We start from the raw sequence: 18,724 nt of genomic DNA, 5'->3' as shown, positions 1-18,724 counted from the left end.
GATATATATTGAGGTTAGCTATAATCCAAGCTTTACTTATGATACGAATAGGCTCACTTGTAGCGCTATGTTGGCTGCTTACCAACACCACATTTGCCCAGTCAGTCAGTAAGCAGGCCGACCGTCAATTTGAGCAATTGGCGTACGCGCGGGCAGTCGATCTTTACGAACAGGCGCTGGGTAGTCCCGCATCATTATCGGATAGTGAACGACGGACGGCCAAAGTCAGACTCGGCTACAGTTATCACCAGATTCACGATACCAAAAATGCGGAGCGGGTTTATCGTGAACTGCTGGCGGAGGGTGAACTTCCCGTTGAATACAGTCAAAGCTATCTTTATTACGCGCAGGCGCTGGCCAGTAACGGAAAATACCGGGAGGCTCAGCAGATTTACGAAAAGTATACTAAAACGCAGACGGATGATAAGCGGGGGTCTTCGTTTTCTACGCTTTATCGGGATATGACTCCGATGACGAGTAACGCCGACAGCTACGACGTTGAGTTTCTCGGTTTGAATACCCGTAAAGCCGAATTTAGTCCGGTACTTTACAAAGGAGGACTGGTGTTTGTATCGGCAGGGGAGGCTAATGGAATCAAGCGTGTGTTCAAATGGAACAGTACCCCCTTTCTGGATCTCTATTATTTGCCTGAGGCAGAAAGTCTTCGCGGTGTAAAATCGGCTCGGGTAGGAGGATCGGTTCCGGCGGCTAAGAAAGCGCCCAGGACGACCCTTGTTCGACCGCTCGGCAGTGACGATTATACGGCGCAAACGGCTAACGACTCGCGAACCGTCGGCTATTTCGGTGGTAACAATATCAACGCGGGGATGGGTTATAGCCAGGAAGCGGTTAGTGAGTCTGACCGCTTTAGCCGGACGCTGAATAGTAAATACCACGAAGGGCCAGCTACGTTTACCCGAGACGGCGTGCGGGTGATTTTCACTCGGAATAACTACAATGATGGGAAGTATCGTAAAAGCACCGACGGGGTCAACAAACTAAAACTGTATACGTCTACGCAGGTAGATGGCTATTGGGGCAAAGTAGACGAGCTATCGTTTAATAGTGATGAGTTCTCAACGGGGCATCCCGCACTTTCTCCCGACGATAAGCTTCTGTACTTTTCCTCTGACCGGCCCGGTGGCTTTGGCGGCACCGATATCTACGTCTCGAAATGGGAGAATGGAAAGTGGTCAGATCCGATAAATCTAGGCAAAACAATCAATACCAAGGGCAACGAAATGTTTCCGTTTGTCGATGCCAACGGGAACCTGTACGTAGCCTCCGATGGGCAGCCCGGCTTGGGTGGCCTGGACATCTTTTATGCGCAATTGACGACCGATGGCTTGCAGGTAAAGAACGTACAGAATGTTGGCGAGCCATTGAATTCACCCCAGGACGACTTTGGCATCGTAACCGACGCGAACCGCAAAGCGGGCTATTTTAGCAGTAACCGCAAGAATGGCGGAGCGGATGATGATATCTATCGCTTCACGCGCGAGGGACCAACGAATCCGTGTCGGGAGTTGATGGTAAGCGTCGTCGATGCGGTATCCAAACAGCCGTTGGCCAATACATCCGTGACTATCGATGGGGGCAGCAGGGGAAGCGACAAACAGCTTAAAACGGATGCCGAAGGCGCAATGCGTGTTTGCATCGATACCGAAAGCGAGTTTAAGTTCTTGGCAAGCCGGGAAGGTTACGTGGATAGTAAGATCGGTTTTTCCATAAAAGACTTGGCGGACGACCAGCCTTCTCGCCTGGAGATTTCGCTTACGAAGTCGGACGAGGATGCAACGACAATGCACGGGATTATAACCGCTCAGAATCAGAAAAAACCGATAGCAGGGGTCAAGGTTGTCTTGATCAACGAATGCGATGGAACGACGCAGGAAACAACGACGGGCGCTGATGGCAGTTACGAGTTCACCGCAAAATCGGGTTGTGATTACGCCATTCAGGCAACCAAAGCCGGTATGGGCACCAGCGGGGGGCGGATTACCAAAGACGGTACGGGCTCCGCTGATCTGACCATGTTCCGGAAAGGCGATATCATCAAGATCGATAACATTTACTACGATCTAAACAAGGCAACGATTCGCCCGGATGCTGCCGTTGAACTTGATAAAGTGGCCGAGCTGATGACCAAATACCCGACGATGCGAATCGAAATGCGGTCGCATACCGACAGTCGCGCTACGGCAAGCTACAATAAAACCTTGTCGAGCAATCGGGCTAAAGCCGCTGTCGATTACCTGAAAAAGAAAGGCGTAGCCGCTAAACGCATGACGGCAAATGGGTACGGAGAAAATCTTCCGTTGAATAAATGTAAAGATGGTGTCAACTGCTCAGAAGATGAACATCAGCAAAACCGCCGGACAGAAATTAAAATTTTAAACCTGTAGTACACCCACGCGCTCTATAAACCAACTGCACGCAGTGATCGAGTGATGGGTTAAATTAGGTTTTTACCCTAAAACCGCGCAATTTGGTTTCCTGTTCGTAACGTGTCATGTCTGTTTGTATCTATAGGAAACTTTGTTTTTTGCTTATTGCTGGCTGTGCGTTGCTGGCTGCTCAGCCGGTTCTGGCCCAGCGGGAAGTGCTTTACTCACAGTATCTGGTCAATCCATTAAGTATCAATCCGGCCTACGCGGGTAGCCGGGAATCGTTTCATTTGTCCGCCTTTCTGCGTCGTAAATGGATCTCTGCCCGTGCTGCCCCGCTTACACAAAGCGTTTCGGGGGACGGAGCCATCGACAATGGCCGCATCGGGTTAGGCTTTCAGGCGTTGAATGACCGAATGGGGCTGTTGGCCGCTACGGGCGTTTACGGCAGCGTGGCCTACCGATTCAATTTACCCGCGCTCGCTAAATTGTCGGTTGGAGTGCAGGGCGGTGTGAACGTGCTGCCCGTGTACGATTTCACCAGTGCGTCGAGTCTAAATCGTGCTGTCGGAAGCTTTGGCGTGGGTATTTACTACCAGGCTGAGCATTTCTTTGGGGGTATTTCCATACCCGAAGTTGTGTCGCGGGGCGTGAACCTGGCGGGCCAAACATTCTATCCGGCGGTGCGGCCCATTATGGTGAATGTAGGTACAAAGCTGGAAATTGACGAAGGAACCGTATTGATTCCGTCCATTCTGGTCTCCAAAATTGAGGATAGACCGTTGGGCATCGACGTGAACGCACGCATATGGTTCGGCGAGGAGTTTGGGCTTGGATTATCGTACCGGCGAAATAGTCCCGGTATCATCTCGACGAATTATTTGCAGGCACTCGCCGAATATCAATTGACAAAATCGATCCGGCTCGGCTACATATTCAATTCACAAACGCCCGAAAGTCCACTGTCTAACCAATATTACGAAAAAAGCGTACACGAAATTATGTTTCGTTTTTCGCCAGGTTTACTTAAGTTTTCGTACTAAATCAACGGTTGTTTCACGGTATTAGGGCAAACTGAGGCTTGGTGTAGGCAATTGATTAATTTTAAGGTAATTTAGTAGCGAAAAATTGTAAGCTAGCGCCTGTTTGAAACCTCAGGAAGATTTTTCTAAAGCCGAAATGTTCCGCTATCTGACGGCCGATAGTCGTATGTCAAATCAACAAACCATTCAAAACTTGTACATACCCGGCGACCTCGACCGTGAATTTCCGATGGCTCCGCACTTTGTGCAAGCCTTTGGCAGTTATCCGAATTACCTGCATTTTAATGACGATTTTAAGCCGTCGGCGCGCGCATTGCTCGAAGAGCGGGGCTTTAATCAGATCAATCTGTCATCGCGCGTTACGGATGATGGGTGGCATACTGTAGAACGAATCTATCAACACAGCGATGGTGTCATTCTGAAAGCGGAATTTGTGGGGGAACGCTTCTTTCGGTTGTATGGCTTCTACCGCGACGAACAAAGCGCACGGAACCTGCTCGATGGCTTTCAGGCGCATAAGTACGTTCATGAAGATAATCAGACGCACATCTATTTGATCCAGAGCGGCTTAGGGGGGCTCCATACCGAACGGGTCGATATCGTACCCCCTGACATTAATCTGGAACTGTTCTACAACGACGATTTTCCGCCGGTGCATGAACGTCTGGTGACGCTGCTCGGTCAGCCCAAGAGTAAAGGACTGATGCTGCTTCACGGCGAGCCAGGAACGGGTAAAACGACGTATATCAAGTATTTAAGCTCATTGGTCAAGAAGGATATGCTTATTCTGCCTCCTTACATGACCAATTACCTCACATCGCCGGAGATTATACCGTTTTTGCTCGATAACAAAGACTCCGTGCTCATCATTGAGGATGCCGAACGTATCCTGCAATCGCGTGAGGCCGGTGGTGATACAAACAGCGTGTCAAATATCCTGAACCTGACCGATGGCCTACTGGCCGATTGTATGCATATTCAGGTGATTGCTACCTTCAACGCCAGCAAGCACCTACTCGATAAAGCGCTGCTTCGCAAAGGTCGCCTGATGGTTGACTACGCCTTTGGGAAGCTATCCGCTTCGAAAGCCAATGAGCTGTTGGCGCACCTCGGCATGGATTTCCAGACCAAAGAGCCGATGACGCTGGCCGATATTTTTAATATGGAAGCGCAAACGGTTTCGGGCGAGCGGCAGGAAGTGAAGATGGGATTCTAACCGATTACATTGGTGTAACCGGCTGTTTCTTGGTTTTCTTTTCGCGTTGACGTTCCTGTTTCCGGTTTTCCAATTCTTCGCGCTTGTCCTCGTGAATCTCTTCGGCTTCCTCAACCGAATGAGATTCCGATAATGTTGCTTCAACTTTGGCGCGCTCGGCAAGTCGTCCGAAAAACTCATGCAGAGAGCGGAGTTCCGCTTCGGTCAAGTCTTCAACGTTCAGTAACCGGTTGCTGGCTTTTCGGTTCACGGCGAGCAGCTCGTTTAGTTTGATCTGCATGGCTAGCGAGTCTTTGTTCTGTGCTTTCTGGATCAGGAATACCATCAGAAACGTAATGATCGTGGTACCGGTATTGATCACCAACTGCCATGTATCCGAATAGCCAAAGATTGGCCCGGATACAAGCCAGATGATGACCGTTAATAAAGCCAGCAAAAAGGCCGTTGACGAGCCGGTGGCCTGCGTTGCCTTTGAGGCTGCTTTTTCAAAGAAATTGGTGAATCTGTTCGATTTCATGAGCTAGTACGGTGAAAGGTGAATGATTATATATAAACGGATAACGGGCTACTTTGTGAAATTAAATCGTTTTAATGCATTTCTGATTTAATTGTCTATCTAACAGATAGTTAATGCTAGATTAATTTCGGTTTTGCGTTATATTGCTTAGGCCTGCCTCGTAGATTTTTGTGTCCTTACCTGCTTTTGTGGCTTCCTGAATGGCTTCTTTCTGAATGCTGATCGCTTCTTCCGTACGTCCGAGTTTTTTTAAGAGATGAGCGCAGGTAGCCAGACCTGCGGGACTGCGGTATAAAGCAACCGATCGCTGAGCCCAGGTTAGAGCAAGTTCCCGGTCGGCTGCGGACGTTGCCTGTTGCCAGTAGGTATCAGCAATTTGCCGGAGGATGTTAGCCGCTCTGCGCGCCGGATCGTTTTGACGCGCATCGTCCGAAGCAGCGGCTAGCGTATCACTTTCCAGGAATTGAACAGTAGATTGAGCGCTTGTTCCGGGCGTAGTCACGACCGAATCGACTTTGTGCCATTCATCCACTGATAAGTTCATGAACCGGTTCTGAACCAGGGGTCGGGCAATAGTAGCATAGCGTCCAAAGTTTTTTGTTTTTTTCAACAGGTGTAATCGATACAGATTGGCGGTTTCCTGTTGGTAACTAGTTAACTGGTCCGGATGGGTAAAAGCGACGTTTCGACCTTCGTTTGCAATTGCTTTTTCGAGAAGGGTCTCATCATTGGTTGCAAACGCCCGATTGAGATCATTGCTAAGTGCTCGGTTCAATGCTTCGGAGACCGCACTCGCTACATCCTCGGCAAGCAGACCGTAGCGCGTTTTTATCAGGTAGTCAAAGGCGGTTGTAGTCGAAGATTCGATTTGTTGAGCAATAAACAATATGGTTTCGGGGCTGTTGCGTTCCGACGCTGGTACGGCATTCAGGTAAGCATCCAACACGTCCGAGACAGGTCGGTTAAGCTCCTGACGCGCTTTTAGATACTTTTTCAGAAAGGCTGGCTCTCGTTTGCCCTTTGCGAAATCTTTATCGCCCTTCGCTACGGTTGCCTTTAGTTGAGGAAAGGCAAGCACATGATCAGCCAGGTCAATCATCGCCTTGATACCCCCGTAGCCGACGGATCGATGCACTAAGCTACCATTCGGGGCGATATAAAGTCCGGTCGGATAACTGGATACAGCGTATTGTTTAGCAATTAGCACGCCCTCGCCTTTTTCGGCGTCGAGCTGGTAGTTGATAAAATGTACGTTGAACTTTGTTCCTAGCTCTGGATCGGGAAATGCTTCGCGAGCCATTCGTTTGCAGGGAGGGCACCAACTGGTATACACGTCCAGGAATATAGGTTTGTTCTGCCGCTGCGCTTCGGCCAGTATGTCCTTCCAGGGGCCTTTAAAAAAGGCAATACCCGCTGGAGGATCAAGCGAAACGGGTTTGCACGCTGCATAGTGGTGAAGGAATACCGCGAAAAGTACGCTCATCACCAAGCGTGACAGGCGTAAATGCACGTCCTTCTTTTTTACTAAAATCTGCATGAGACGAAGCTACGCAGAAAAGAAAAAGAATCCGCTTTAGGGATTGGTAAAGGACGGTTATTTAGTCAGATCGGTTTGCAGAACTAGCCGGGAATGACGACAAAATGGGTCACTAAATAGACTTCCCAACCGCCTTTCGTTTAATGAACTAATACCCCGTCGCGCTTGTCTTTTTAGTATATGGCAAAAAAGGTAAATTCACATGCTAACTCCACTGATACTAAGGAACAAATAAGCTGGCGCGAACGCTTTGCCGCCCTCGGTAATCTGCCCGCTTTTTTTCGTTTGGTGTGGGAAACGTCGCCAGGTCTGTTTTTAGGGAACGCAGCATTGCGTTTGATTCGGGCGGCTATTCCAGCCGCTACGCTTTACGTTGGTAAATTAATTGTTGATCAGGTTGTTATCCTGTCCAGACAGCCGGGCGGGGCAGGTGCCGATGATACAAACTATCTCTGGTGGCTCGTAGCCGCCGAGTTTGGGCTGGCCATTCTGTCGACGGCGCTGGGGCGGGCCGTGTCGTTGCTGGACGGATTGCTGGGCGATTTGTTCACCAATAAGATTTCCATTCGGTTGATGGAACACGCGGCCACGCTTGATCTGGAGCAGTTTGAAGACGCTACGTTTTACGACAAACTGGAGCGGGCTCGCCGACAGACATCGGGCCGGACGGTACTGCTATCGGGCGTATTCGGGCAGGTGCAGGAGTTGATCTCGATTGGCTTTCTGGCGGCTGGTCTGGCTGTTTACAATCCCTGGCTGTTACTGTTGATTCTGGTTGCGGTGACGCCTTCGTTTATTGGTGACAACTACTTTAATCAGCGTAGTTACTCTCTGTCGCGGTCGTGGACACCCGAACGGCGCGAGCTCGATTACATACGCTACATCGGCGCGAGTGACGAGACAGCGAAAGAAGTTAAGATCTTCGGACTCTCAGGCTTTTTGATTGATCGCTTTCGGAGCCTTTCGTGGGAGTATTTTCGTAAGAATCGGGCATTATCCATTAGCCGGGCGAGTTGGGGAACTGTCCTGACCGCGCTTGGTACGGCGGGCTATTACGGAGCCTACGTCTGGATTGTTATGCGGGCGGTGAGCGGACAAATCTCGTTGGGTGATCTTACATTTCTGGCGGGTTCGTTCCGGCAGGTGCGTGGGTCGCTGGAAGGTATTTTGCTTCAGTTCAGTAGTCTAACGCAGGAAGCGATCTACCTGCAAGATCTGTTTGATTACTTCGCTATCCAACCCCTGATTCATTCGCCCGGTAAAGCACGGCCCTTTCCAAATCCCATCCGCGAAGGGTTCGTTTTCGAAAACGTCGGGTTCAAATACACAAACTCCGAACGGTGGGCGTTGCGTAACCTGTCTTTTACGCTTCATGCGGGTGAAAAACTGGCGCTCGTGGGTGAGAACGGTGCGGGTAAAACCACACTTGTTAAACTGCTGGCTCGGCTCTATGACCCCGCCGAAGGACGGATTTTACTCGACGGTTACGATCTGCGGGAGTACGATCTGACGGCGCTTCGGCAGAATATAGGCGTTATTTTTCAGGATTATACCCGCTTCAAAATGTCGGCTGGTGTCAACATTGCCGTGGGCGATATTGACGAGCGAACCAACCAGCCACGCATTGAAACATCAGCGCAACGCAGTCTGGCGGATACGGTTATCGCGAAGCTGGCCGGTGGCTATGATCAGCAGTTAGGCCGGTCGTTCAACAAGGGTGTTGAATTGTCGGGGGGCGAGTGGCAGAAAGTAGCGCTGGGTAGAGCCTATATGCGTGATGCACAACTGGTTATTCTTGACGAGCCGACGGCGGCTCTCGACGCGCGGGCGGAGTACGAAGTCTTTCAGCGTTTTGCCAAGCTAACCGAAGGACGCTCATCCGTGATTATTTCGCACCGGTTCAGTACCGTCCGTATGGCCGACCGAATCCTGGTGTTAGAAAACGGAACGCTGCTCGAAATTGGTAGTCATTACGAACTGCTTGAAAAAGATGGGCGGTACGCTGAACTGTTCGGTTTGCAAGCGAGAGGGTATCAATAGCGGTTTGATCAATCCAGTTGCTGGATTGCCAATAAAAAGGCATCTTGCGTAGTATGTAAATCGGTTTGTTGTACAAGATAGCTACCTACTACGCATGAAAACCTTTTCCTTCTTCTGCCTTTCATCCTGTCTGATAACAGCCGCTATGGCGCAAAGCCCGGTTGTGCCGTCACCCGATGTACAGATAAAAACAGCGGTATTAGCCGCTCCTGCCGACAAGCGAGACGGTGCGGCTGTGTACGGTTATTCGGCTAAAAACGAGTTTGTCTTACTGCGCAAGGGCAGCAACGAACTTGTCTGTCTGGCCGACGACCCCGCCCAGAAAGGCTTGAGTGTTTCGTGTTATCACCGCGATCTGGACCCATTCATGGACCGGGGCCGGGTGCTGAAACAGGAAGGAAAGAAAGCCAACGAAATTCTGGCCATCCGCGAAAAAGAAGTGAAAGCGAAAACGTTGAAGATGCCTGAGCAGCCGTCAACATTATTTGTGTATACCGCTAAGGATGGCGATTATAATCCTACTTCTGGCGATGTAAAGGACGGCTATCTGCGGTATGTCGTGTATATTCCTTACGCGACGGCTGAAAGTACAGGCTTGCCAACAAAGCCAGAAGCGCCCGGTATGCCCTGGATCATGGACCCCGGTACGCACCGTGCGCATATCATGATCAACCCGCCTGTATCAACGACGGCTCACCATTGATAGCGTCGGTAGCGAAACCGTATTAATAATCTGTCTATGAAAAGCTCTATAACTTGGATTGTATTATTGGCAGTCCAGTTCCTGTTGCTTTTCGGAGGGGTTCATGGAAAGCCCCGATCAGTGGAAACGTCCGTTTTACTAATGATAACGTTTCGATTGGTTGATGCGGAAACGTACGCGCCTGTTTCGGGGGGACAGCTTCGGGTGACGGACGAAAAAACACAGCAGGTTCTACATGTTGAATACGACAGCATCAGTCGGCGTTTTAGCGTATCAGTACTGCCTGGCACGTCATTAAACAGTGTGGCATCGGCTTCCGGCTATCTATCTACCCGAATGCGCTTGTCGAACCTGAATAGCGTTCAGGAATTAACCATCAAATTGATAAAGCCCAAGCCTAGTATGTTGGTCGTCAAAGTGTTTGCCACGACGATCCGGCAACCGCTGGCATCGGCGGTGGTGGTAATGACTTCGCGGATTACGGGTAAGAAAGAGCAGTTCACGCTTCCCGCCGGACGGCTCGAACGTACGTTTACCGAACCAGACGATCTGGATATTCAGGTTAGCGCGGATGGGTATACGTCTGTCAGCCGACGATTAATGATCGACGTTCCGCCATCGGGAAAGTTAGTTGAATTTGACGCTGAACTGGATAAGCAAACGCTTGGATTAGTGATCTGGGCGATTGACAACCGGACGAATAAAGTTGTTCCGCAGGCTCGATTTACGCTGATCAACCCCGGTGGAATGTCGCCCGTTACACTCAATGCTGGCTCGGAAGCGGGACAGGTAATCGCGAAGTTGACCGAGAAAGGAACCTATCAACTGACTACGCGGGCCAGTGGCTACGAAGAGTCGATACGGGCGGTCGCCATCGAAAATGAACAAAATCCGGTAATGGTTCGCTTGATCGCTAAGCCGCCTGTAATGGATGTGCAGCCGCTTGCCATATCGAGTAGCCTGAAATCAATGGGGTTGAATAAATCTGGCTCACCTACTTTGGCATTGTCGTCGGTTAAACCAACCGCCTTTGTCGACTTGGAAACGGGCAAACGAATTCAACTTAATCGCATTTATTTTGATCAAAGCAGTCCGGTTTTACGGCCTGAGTCCTACGCTGAACTGGATGAATTGGCTGCTGCCCTAACGCTACATCCGTCATTACAAATTGAAATTCGCGGTCATACGGACAATCAGGGAGATTTCGAGTTAAACACCAAACTTTCCCGCGACCGATGCCAGTCGGTGATTGATTACCTGATTCGTAAAGGAGTCGAAAAAAGTAGGCTGAAAGCGGTCGGGCGCGGACCGTTGGACCCACTAGCTCCCAACAACAACGAAGAGAACCGAAAGAAAAATCGGCGGGTGGAGTTTGTCGTGCTGTAGTAGATGCGCAAAAACACCAACTGATTCCGAAAAATCGTTCAAAATTAGTCGAAATCAGCTAGTGCATTATCCGTTATGACTCTTTTGGCATAGGTCCTCTAAAGGCGTCTTTCTTATTAACAGCAGCTAGCCTAACCGGGCGACCTTCCCGCGCCGACTGGTAAATGGCTTCCATGATTTTTTGGTCCTGAAGGCCTTCTTCGCCGGGGGTGAATGGTACTTTGTTTTCCAGGACGCATTCTGAAAAGTGATCCATTTCGGTCGCAAACTGATCTACATCACTGATCTTATGCTGAACAATCTGGTTTTCTTTACCCTGCGCTTGACTCGTTTCGAGCTGTAAACCCGTATACGGAAAGGCTGGGTCCATTTTGATCCATCCTGTATCGGCCAAAACTTTGTAGTTCTTATCGTCGTGGTGACCGTAACTGGTTGCGCAACTGGTTTGTATACCACTCGGAAATTTCATCAGCCAGTTGACCTGTTCCTCTACCTCCTTAAAACGTGGATCGTTGGGTGTGCTGTGAATGTAACCCACAACTTCGGTTGGCTCTTCACCCAGCAAATACCGGATCGTGTTCAGGCAGTACAAGCCAACATCGGGTAGTGAGCCGCCACCAGCTAGAGTTTTCTTGAACCGCCAGTGATCAGGGTTGTCCGAGTTTTGCCCATTATTTGCCATGATCGATTTCACCTTGCCGAACTGACCGTCCTGAATCATATCGCGCACAATCCGGTGGTGGGGTTCGTACTGAATGCGGTAGGCAATCATCAGCTTTCGATCCGCTTTCTTGCAGGCATCGATCATTGCCTGACATTCCTGCGCACTGTTAGCCATTGGTTTTTCGCAAAGAATGTGCTTACCCGCCTGCGCCCCCCGGATGGTGTATTCCGCGTGCATACCGTTGGGAAGCACAATGTAAATGGCCTGTACCTCTTTATTGTCACGGAGCTTATCGTAATCGGCGTAGCTGTAGCAACTTTCTTTTTTGACACCGTACTGGGCGGCCACCTTCTTCATTTTTTCGGGGCTACCACTCACTAACGCAACGACCTTCGACTTTTTAGCAGCACCGAAAGCGGGCAGGATCTGGTCGAGTGTCAGGTGACCGAGTCCGACGATTGCGTAGCCAACCCGCTGGTCGGCGGTTAAAGGCGTTGGCGTTGACCCTTCCTGCTGTTCGGTTTTGGCTTTTATCTGTTCGAGTTCAATGGGTTTTGTAGAATCGGCGGGTACTTCGGCTGGTGGTGATGTCGCTGGTAATTTGGGCACCGGACCGCTGGGTGTGTCAACCGTGGCCGGAGCCGATGAAGCCGTCGTTTCCGACTTTTTATCGCATCCGACCAGAGTGCTACCTACGGCACCAACCGCCAGGCCACGGCCAGCCGTTTTAAGAAATTGTTGCCGTGATACGGGTGATGAAGTTGTCTGGTTGAGTAAATCAAACAGGTTATCAATGGATTTCATAACGTCGTCGTTTTGCCTAAAACCTGCTCATTACGACTTTGTTACCAGAACTAATGTAGTGGGGAAGCGGGGCTGTTCTGTTGCCCGGCACAAAACAAAAACGGGTTGACTTGATTAAGCCAACCCGTTCAGATCATTGTCAATCTATTTAATGGGCGAATAATCCGTTGGTGTCATATAGACCGATTCGACTTTTGTGGTCAATGGGCCGTTCTTTTCTGACTCTCCCTTGGCTTTAACCCAGGTCGGATCTTTGCGGAACTCATCGAAATGCGCTTTGCCCTCGGTTTCGCTGGGGTGGGCCAGGATGTAAAGCAGTTTAGGCTGACCACCGTCTTTCTCCTGCGTGATCCAGTAACCAATATTCGTCATGCCGTGCTTGCTAAAAAGCTTCATTGTATGATCGCGGAAGCGTGTCAGGAGCGCATCCAGTTTATCGGGTGCTGGTGTATACGTCCGCAGTTCGAACATACGGGCGGGTGATTTTTGGGCCGTTTTGATCTTGGGCGAGAAATCCGATTCCGTCATGAAGATCTGATCGACATGATCGACCAGTTTGCCGTTCGCTTCGGTCTTGGCTACTACGGCTTTCCACTCCGGGTCGCTACCAAACGCTTTCCAGGATGCATCGCGCGCTTCACGGCTGGGATAAGCCAGTATGTAAATCAGTTCTTTGCGGGATGTATCGGTTGGGGTCCAGTAACCGATATTTTCCATACCGTGCTTCTCAAATATTCGGGTTGTATACTGCCGGAAACGATCAACGATCTCGGCATACTTGCCCGGTGTTGGGTAATAAATCCTGACTTCGTAGAACTTGGAGCTAGGTTTGGTCGGATTTGTTTTGGCTAACGTTGCGGTAGCGGACACTACACTTAACAGGAGGAAAAAATACAATTTAGACATAATGGTAAGTAAGAAAAGAATCGGCAGCAAATTACTTTATTTTTAGATGATTATTTTGGAAAATAGCCAGAGACGGAAAGTACTTCTTGTAAAACAGTGATGAAGTCCTATTTTTGTTAGTCACCCGCCACGCTAACCCAAACGTTTTACCTATGCTGAGCCGCGTCGCCAATTCTGTTTACTGGATGCACCGCTATATCGAACGGGCCGAAAACTATGCCCGTTTTATGAGTGTAAACTTCAACCTGGCGCTCGACCTGCCGCCCAACGTCAACCAGCAATGGGAGCCACTACTTATTGCTACGGCTGATAACTTCCTGTTCGACAAGCACTACGACCAGCCGACGCGTGAGAATGTCATTCACTTTATGACCTTCGACAAGCGCAATCCCAACTCGATTGTGGCGTGCCTGAGCAACGCTCGCGAAAATGCTCGTACTATCCGCGAGGTCATTTCCAAGGAGATGTGGGAGCACCTGAACCAGTTTTATCTGAAAATGCGTGACACGTCTCCCAAGCAGCAGTGGGGTGAGGTGCAGACGCAAAATTTTTTTACGGACATCCGTAACGATACGCAGCTATTTTACGGCATTATCGATGCGACGATTACCCGCAACGAAGCCTGGCATTTTGGACGCCTAGGACGGTTTCTGGAACGGGCCGATAAAACTTCGCGCTTTCTGGATGTAAAATACTTTACGCTTTTGCCCGAAGTCGAAGCGGTAGGCTCTACGCTTGATCTGATGATCTGGTCTGCGGTATTGAAATCAGTAAGTGCCTACAATATGCACCGCCAGCAGTATCGTTCGCTGACACCGTCCAGCATTGTCGAATTCCTGATTCTGGACAAGATGTTTCCGCGCGCTGTGGCTCACTGCATCCGACAGGCTGAATTGTCGCTCTACGAAATTGCGGGCAATACCATTTCGAACGGTTTTGGTAATTCGGCCGAACGAACGCTCTCCAAGCTCCGGGCCGACATTGAATTTACCGAGACATCGGATATTTTCAAGGCAGGATTGCACCAGTATCTCGACAGTTTTCAGACGCGTACGAATGAGATCGGTACTGCGATTTTTGAAACCTATTTCGATCTGAAACCGGTGGAGGTATAACTACGGATCGGTTTAACGCAACACGGTCCTAAACCATTGCGTTAAACCGGCTTAGCAGGCTGGCTTACGGGCAAATAAATGTGAAAGGTTGCTCCCTGTCCGGGCTCGCTTTCGGCGGAGATAACACCCCCGTGATTGTTGACAATCTTACGGCACAAAGCCAGACCAATGCCCGTACCGCTGTAATCTCGGGCGTTATTGAGCCGTTGAAATATCGTAAAAACCCGGTCGGCATATTGCTGATCGAAACCAATTCCGTTGTCTTTCACAGTCAGGTGAGCGTACGTTGCGTCGGGTTGTAAACCAAGTTGTTCCACTTCATTTGCCGGAACGGACTGCGACGCAATGTCGATGACCGGTACCTCACGGGCAAACTTCAATGCATTGCTGATCAGATTCGCGAATAGCTGATGCAACTGCATGGGAATACTTTCGATGACTGGTAGTTCCTTAATTTGGATAACCGCCTTTTTTTCGTCAATCAGCAGTTCAAAGTCCGTTAGTACATGCCGGATGATCTGATTAAGGTCTGTCTTGGCGAACTGCTCATCGGATTTGGAAAGACGAGAATAGTTGAGAACCGCCTTAATCAACGCCGACATCCGTTGCGCCGACTTCATTATCTTATCGAGGTAGAGCGCAAAGAGTTCGTCGTCATAACGGTTGTCGGGAAGCAGACCCGCAAAGCTTTGTATCTTGCGAAGTGGCTCCTGGAGGTCGTGGCTGGCGATGTACGCAAATTGCTCTAGCTCGTGATTGGTCCGAACGAGTTCCTGGTTGGTATTAATCAGGTCACGGGTTCGTTCCTGAACCTGCCGTTCGAGGTCTTGTTGCGCCATTCGCTGGACCGTAATGTCCATTGTAATGCCAACCATGGTTAGCGGCATCCCCGCTTCGTCATACGTTGTCTGACCAGAAGCTCTGATCCAGTGAATCGAACCGTCGGGCCAGGCAACACGGTATTCCGCTTTGTAGGTAGACTTGTCGGCAATTGCCAAATCGACTGCCCGTTGAACGAGTTGTCGGTCGTCGGGGAGGATTATGCGGAGTAGATCCGGGAAATTAAGCGTAGCCGCTACGGGCAAACCGAAATTGGCTTTGCACTGCGGGGTACATTGCATAATTCCGCTTGTCAAATCGAGCTCATAAGAACCTAAGTGGCCCGCATTCAACGCTATTTCTAGTCGTTGGTTTACTTTTTGCAGAGCCGCTTCACTTTCCTCCAGTTCTTTTCTGGCTGCTAACTCAGGGCGTAAGTCGCGGCCCGTTGCTACGAGGGCGTAAGGTTCTCCCGTGACGGGATCGGTAATCACGAACCGTTTAATGTCCAAAGGAATACGCTCGCCTGTCTGAAAATTTCGGTAATGCTGAACGCCTGTCCAACGTTTGTGGGAAATAGAAAGGGGTATTTGCGTGTTCAGAACGATTTCCCAATCTTCGGGCGTAAAGAAATCACTCAGCTTTTTGGATGAGATCTCCTCTTTTTTTAGACCCAGCAGTTCCAGACCGTAAGGGTTTACGTAGAGGATAGGCCCGTCCAAACTGGCGATGCTCATGTATTCAGGGCTGCCTTCTACCAACGAAGTAAATTGCTGCTGCTCTAGACTGGCTTCGACTTCAGCGGTGATGTCCTGAGCAATACCCGCAAAACGAGTTGGCTTACCCGCAGGATTGTTCAGGTAGGTTCCCATCACGCGTAGCCAATGGATACTCCCGTCGTCCCAGGTCGTTCTGGCTTCATAGCGTAGCTTTCCGGTACGAGCTGCTTCTTCATAGGCTTTGTCGCGTCTGGGGCGATCCTGCGGCAGAATGTAGGTGATGAGCATATTCCGCGTAAGACCCGTCAGTTCATTGCCCGTAAAAATTTTGGCAAGGGTAGGCGAACACACAACCGTGTCATGCTCTAGGTCAATAAAGAAGGTTCCGGCACCGGCGCTGCTTACGGCCAGTCTTGCCTGCTCCTCGGTATTTTCCTGCTCTTCCTGGGTAACGACCTGTTCCGTGATGTCTCGTGCCGTTCCGGCGAAGCGGTCCGCCTGTCCTTGGTCGTTAAAGTGTGCCTTTCCCTGACAATGTATCCAGCGTAATCGGTTGTCTTCGAGAGCAAGCGTTCGAAACTTGATGTCGTACTGACCATTGGAGCCGGGAGCCAACGTTTGCATAACGGTCGTGTCTACACGCGGGCGGTCTTCCGGGTAAATATGGTTTAGGACGTCGGAATAAGTGACCTGCTCATTTTTCAAAAAGCCGTACAATTCCTGGCAACGGGCATCCATATGAACCGTTTTCTGTAACGGATCAAGTACCCAGATTCCTAGCTCGCTAGCTTGTAAAGCAAGCTGTAACTTTGCCTGACTTTCTTTCAACTGAGCAAGCGCCTGGCTTTCTATTCCTGTAATCAACACACCGCCCGGCCTACCCGACTCATCGAGTACAGGACTATAATTTAGCGTCCAGTATACATTTTCCGGGTGCTCCTGCCGATAAATAGGGGGTAACTGGTCGTCACTCCGGACTGTTTCGCCCCCAAAGGCTTGATTTACTAGGGGTTCAATAGCATGCCACCATTCAGGAAAAGCTATTTTCAAACTACGTCCCAGCGCTTGTACATGATGGCCGTCAATATCGAGGCTTGACCGAAAGGAGTCATTGTAAAAGCAGATGCACTCAGAACCCCACAACAAAGCCATCGGGAGGGGTGAGGCCATAACGATGCTGAGTGTGGTCTGTAAACTCTGTGGCCAGGTGTCAATTGAGCCCAGTGGACTCGCAGACCAGTCCAGTGAACGGATTAACTGATCAAGTTCGTCCTTTTGATTGAGGAATGGGTAAAGACGCGGGTCTGCACTATTGGTTTCCATGATGAACTACGCTCTGCCGTTCGGATAGTTCAAAAATAGTTGCGACAACTGATTAATCAACGTTGAAACCTGGGCGGGCTTGGTCAGAAATCCTTCTGCACCAAGTTTCTCCGCTTCAACTCGGTCTCTCATGTCCGATGAGGTCGAGTAAATAAAGATCGGCGTATGCTGGAGACGCGCAATCTTTTTCAGTTCGGTCAGGCATTGTTTTCCGTTCATGCCCGGCATATTCAAATCCAGAAAAATATAAGTAGGCTTAAACGCTTCGTCCTGGCGAAGTCGAAGCAGGGCATCGGCGCCATTGTCGGCACAAGAGCAGGCGATAGACGCGTCCAATTTTCGTAACGCCAGTAAAAAAATTTCCTGATCGTCTTCATCGTCATCAATTAAGAAGCAGGATATAGGCGATTTCATGACGTGATAACAAACCAGCGGTGAGGAATCTTTTTAACCGAAAGATAACAGAATTTGTAACGATGTGGCAAAATATCCGACAATCTAGTGACTCAGGAAGCCACGTGTGGAGTTGTCACGGTTATCTGTTTGGTAAAAGCCTTATTTTGTCAAAGAATACTGTTACTAAACGTGATTATTCGTAGTGAAAAAAGTAATCTTGTTTGCGTAATTGCAAAGCAAGAACCTATAAATGCTCGGTTGTTATCGCATGCTAGCGCCTAAAAACATGGCAACCAGCACTACCGCAGAAGATACACTTCCTGGGTAATGCTGGTTGAAGAAACTAATAAAATATGGGGAAGGTAAGACCTGCATAAACCATTCCTACCCGGCTCCGGAAGCGATCATTGTCGGCTTCGGCGTCTCTGTTATTTACCTTGATTTCAGTGGTAAGCCATTGATAAGCGACTCTGGCCGAAAGACGCTGGCTAATGCGAATCCGGGCGTACACTTCCGTCGAGAGCGTACCAATATCGTTGTCACCTAACAGCCGGACATTCAGGCGGCTGGGGCGCGTCTTCTGATCCGCGTTTGCAACCCGAAAATAAATCGTTGAGTCAACTCCGGCTGCATTCGTTTGCTTGTAATATCCCGTCGATGAACGGTAGCGGCCTGTCCGGGACTTGCCCAAAGTGAGACCGAGCAACTCCGCGCTGGCTCCCAACTCAACAACTCCCAAATTAACTTGGGCGCGTATTCCCAGGTTTAAGGACGTCATTGACGAATAGTCCATCCTGACCGTGTCGATGTTTTTGATAATCAGCGGTTCAGATAGCGCATTAAAGCCTGTCTTGCCGCGTGTCAACCGGGCTGGCGCGGTATAATAGTTCAGATTATCTCCGTAATAAGCCCCTAATCTCAATGTCCATCCCAGCGAAAACAGCTTGCGCTCGCCGATGTTGATCATTTGGTAGTACGCCAATGACGGATTGTAGTTGTTTTTGGAGTAAGCCATACCCACGTCATAACCACTACTCAAACGAGTTGATACGGGTGACTGGGCAAAACCAGGAATGGAAAACAGAGTTAATACCGCTATAATAAACTTCTTCATGCAAGCTGATCAGATGACGAGTCGGCAAAGATAGG

14 protein-coding genes are annotated in these 18,724 nt (G+C 49.7%); 7 read left to right on the top strand and 7 right to left on the bottom strand.

All coding sequences use genetic code 11. From position 1 onward, the window contains the following. Nucleotides 1–38 precede the first annotated feature (38 nt). From LQ777_RS20470 to LQ777_RS20460, 3 genes are all read left to right on the top strand, one after another. Nucleotides 39–2,405 carry an OmpA family protein gene (locus tag LQ777_RS20470; RefSeq protein WP_232559800.1) on the top strand — a complete coding sequence of 789 codons (2,367 nt, stop codon included), beginning with the start codon at nucleotides 39–41 and terminating at the stop codon, nucleotides 2,403–2,405. Between the two features lie 107 nt (nucleotides 2,406–2,512). Next, entirely contained in the window at nucleotides 2,513–3,430 is a 918-nt protein-coding gene (locus LQ777_RS20465) for a PorP/SprF family type IX secretion system membrane protein (protein WP_232559799.1), read from the top strand. Between the two features lie 136 nt (nucleotides 3,431–3,566). Then, nucleotides 3,567–4,646, top strand: a complete 1,080-nt coding sequence (locus LQ777_RS20460) for an AAA family ATPase (protein WP_232562881.1) — start codon at nucleotides 3,567–3,569, stop codon at nucleotides 4,644–4,646. Between the two features lie 4 nt (nucleotides 4,647–4,650). Here the strand turns inward: LQ777_RS20460 and LQ777_RS20455 are convergent, their stop codons facing one another. Both LQ777_RS20455 and LQ777_RS20450 read right to left on the bottom strand, forming a co-directional pair. Next, on the bottom strand, nucleotides 4,651–5,163 hold the full coding sequence (locus LQ777_RS20455; RefSeq protein WP_232559798.1) for a low affinity iron permease family protein: 513 nt from the start codon (nucleotides 5,161–5,163) through the stop codon (nucleotides 4,651–4,653). A 121-nt stretch (nucleotides 5,164–5,284) separates the two neighbouring features. Continuing rightward, entirely contained in the window at nucleotides 5,285–6,700 is a 1,416-nt protein-coding gene (locus tag LQ777_RS20450) for a thioredoxin family protein (RefSeq protein ID WP_232559797.1), read from the bottom strand. A 180-nt stretch (nucleotides 6,701–6,880) separates the two neighbouring features. Between LQ777_RS20450 and LQ777_RS20445 the strand changes: the two genes are divergently transcribed. The 3 genes from LQ777_RS20445 (at nucleotide 6,881) to LQ777_RS20435 (ending at nucleotide 10,829) form a co-directional block, all read left to right on the top strand. After that, on the top strand, nucleotides 6,881–8,740 hold the full coding sequence (locus LQ777_RS20445) for an ABC transporter ATP-binding protein (RefSeq protein WP_232559796.1): 1,860 nt from the start codon (nucleotides 6,881–6,883) through the stop codon (nucleotides 8,738–8,740). Between the two features lie 94 nt (nucleotides 8,741–8,834). Next, nucleotides 8,835–9,443 carry a hypothetical protein gene (locus tag LQ777_RS20440; RefSeq protein WP_232559795.1) on the top strand — a complete coding sequence of 203 codons (609 nt, stop codon included), beginning with the start codon at nucleotides 8,835–8,837 and terminating at the stop codon, nucleotides 9,441–9,443. 141 nt (nucleotides 9,444–9,584) lie between these two features. After that, nucleotides 9,585–10,829, top strand: a complete 1,245-nt coding sequence (locus tag LQ777_RS20435; protein WP_232559794.1) for an OmpA family protein — start codon at nucleotides 9,585–9,587, stop codon at nucleotides 10,827–10,829. 73 nt (nucleotides 10,830–10,902) lie between these two features. Here LQ777_RS20435 and LQ777_RS20430 read toward each other — a convergent pair whose 3' ends face one another. Both LQ777_RS20430 and LQ777_RS20425 read right to left on the bottom strand, forming a co-directional pair. Continuing rightward, nucleotides 10,903–12,297 (bottom strand): Gfo/Idh/MocA family protein, encoded by a 1,395-nt coding sequence (locus LQ777_RS20430; protein ID WP_232559793.1) that lies wholly within the window; start codon nucleotides 12,295–12,297, stop codon nucleotides 10,903–10,905. A 144-nt stretch (nucleotides 12,298–12,441) separates the two neighbouring features. Continuing rightward, the gene (locus tag LQ777_RS20425; protein WP_425276954.1) at nucleotides 12,442–13,206 is read right to left on the bottom strand and encodes an NIPSNAP family protein; all 765 of its coding nucleotides are present in this window, start codon (nucleotides 13,204–13,206) and stop codon (nucleotides 12,442–12,444) included. A gap of 149 nt (nucleotides 13,207–13,355) precedes the next feature. Here LQ777_RS20425 and LQ777_RS20420 point away from each other — a divergent pair, with 149 nt between their 5' ends. Then, nucleotides 13,356–14,318, top strand: a complete 963-nt coding sequence (locus LQ777_RS20420) for an alpha-E domain-containing protein (RefSeq protein ID WP_232559791.1) — start codon at nucleotides 13,356–13,358, stop codon at nucleotides 14,316–14,318. Between the two features lie 41 nt (nucleotides 14,319–14,359). Here the strand turns inward: LQ777_RS20420 and LQ777_RS20415 are convergent, their stop codons facing one another. The 3 genes from LQ777_RS20415 to LQ777_RS20405 all read right to left on the bottom strand — a co-directional run bounded on the left by LQ777_RS20415 (nucleotide 14,360) and on the right by LQ777_RS20405 (nucleotide 18,689). Then, nucleotides 14,360–17,179: a PAS domain-containing sensor histidine kinase gene (locus tag LQ777_RS20415; RefSeq protein ID WP_232559790.1), complete on the bottom strand. Its 2,820-nt coding sequence runs from the start codon at nucleotides 17,177–17,179 to the stop codon at nucleotides 14,360–14,362. Between the two features lie 6 nt (nucleotides 17,180–17,185). After that, on the bottom strand, nucleotides 17,186–17,593 hold the full coding sequence (locus LQ777_RS20410) for a response regulator (RefSeq protein WP_232559789.1): 408 nt from the start codon (nucleotides 17,591–17,593) through the stop codon (nucleotides 17,186–17,188). 325 nt (nucleotides 17,594–17,918) lie between these two features. Continuing rightward, nucleotides 17,919–18,689 (bottom strand): hypothetical protein, encoded by a 771-nt coding sequence (locus LQ777_RS20405; protein ID WP_232559788.1) that lies wholly within the window; start codon nucleotides 18,687–18,689, stop codon nucleotides 17,919–17,921. Between the last annotated feature and the right edge of the window lie 35 nt (nucleotides 18,690–18,724).

Source organism: Spirosoma oryzicola (genome assembly GCF_021233055.1).
GTDB classification, from domain to species: Bacteria; Bacteroidota; Bacteroidia; order Cytophagales; family Spirosomataceae; genus Spirosoma; species Spirosoma oryzicola.
The sequence above is the reverse complement of the archived record's forward strand: the minus strand, read 5'-3'. Positions and strand labels throughout refer to the sequence as shown.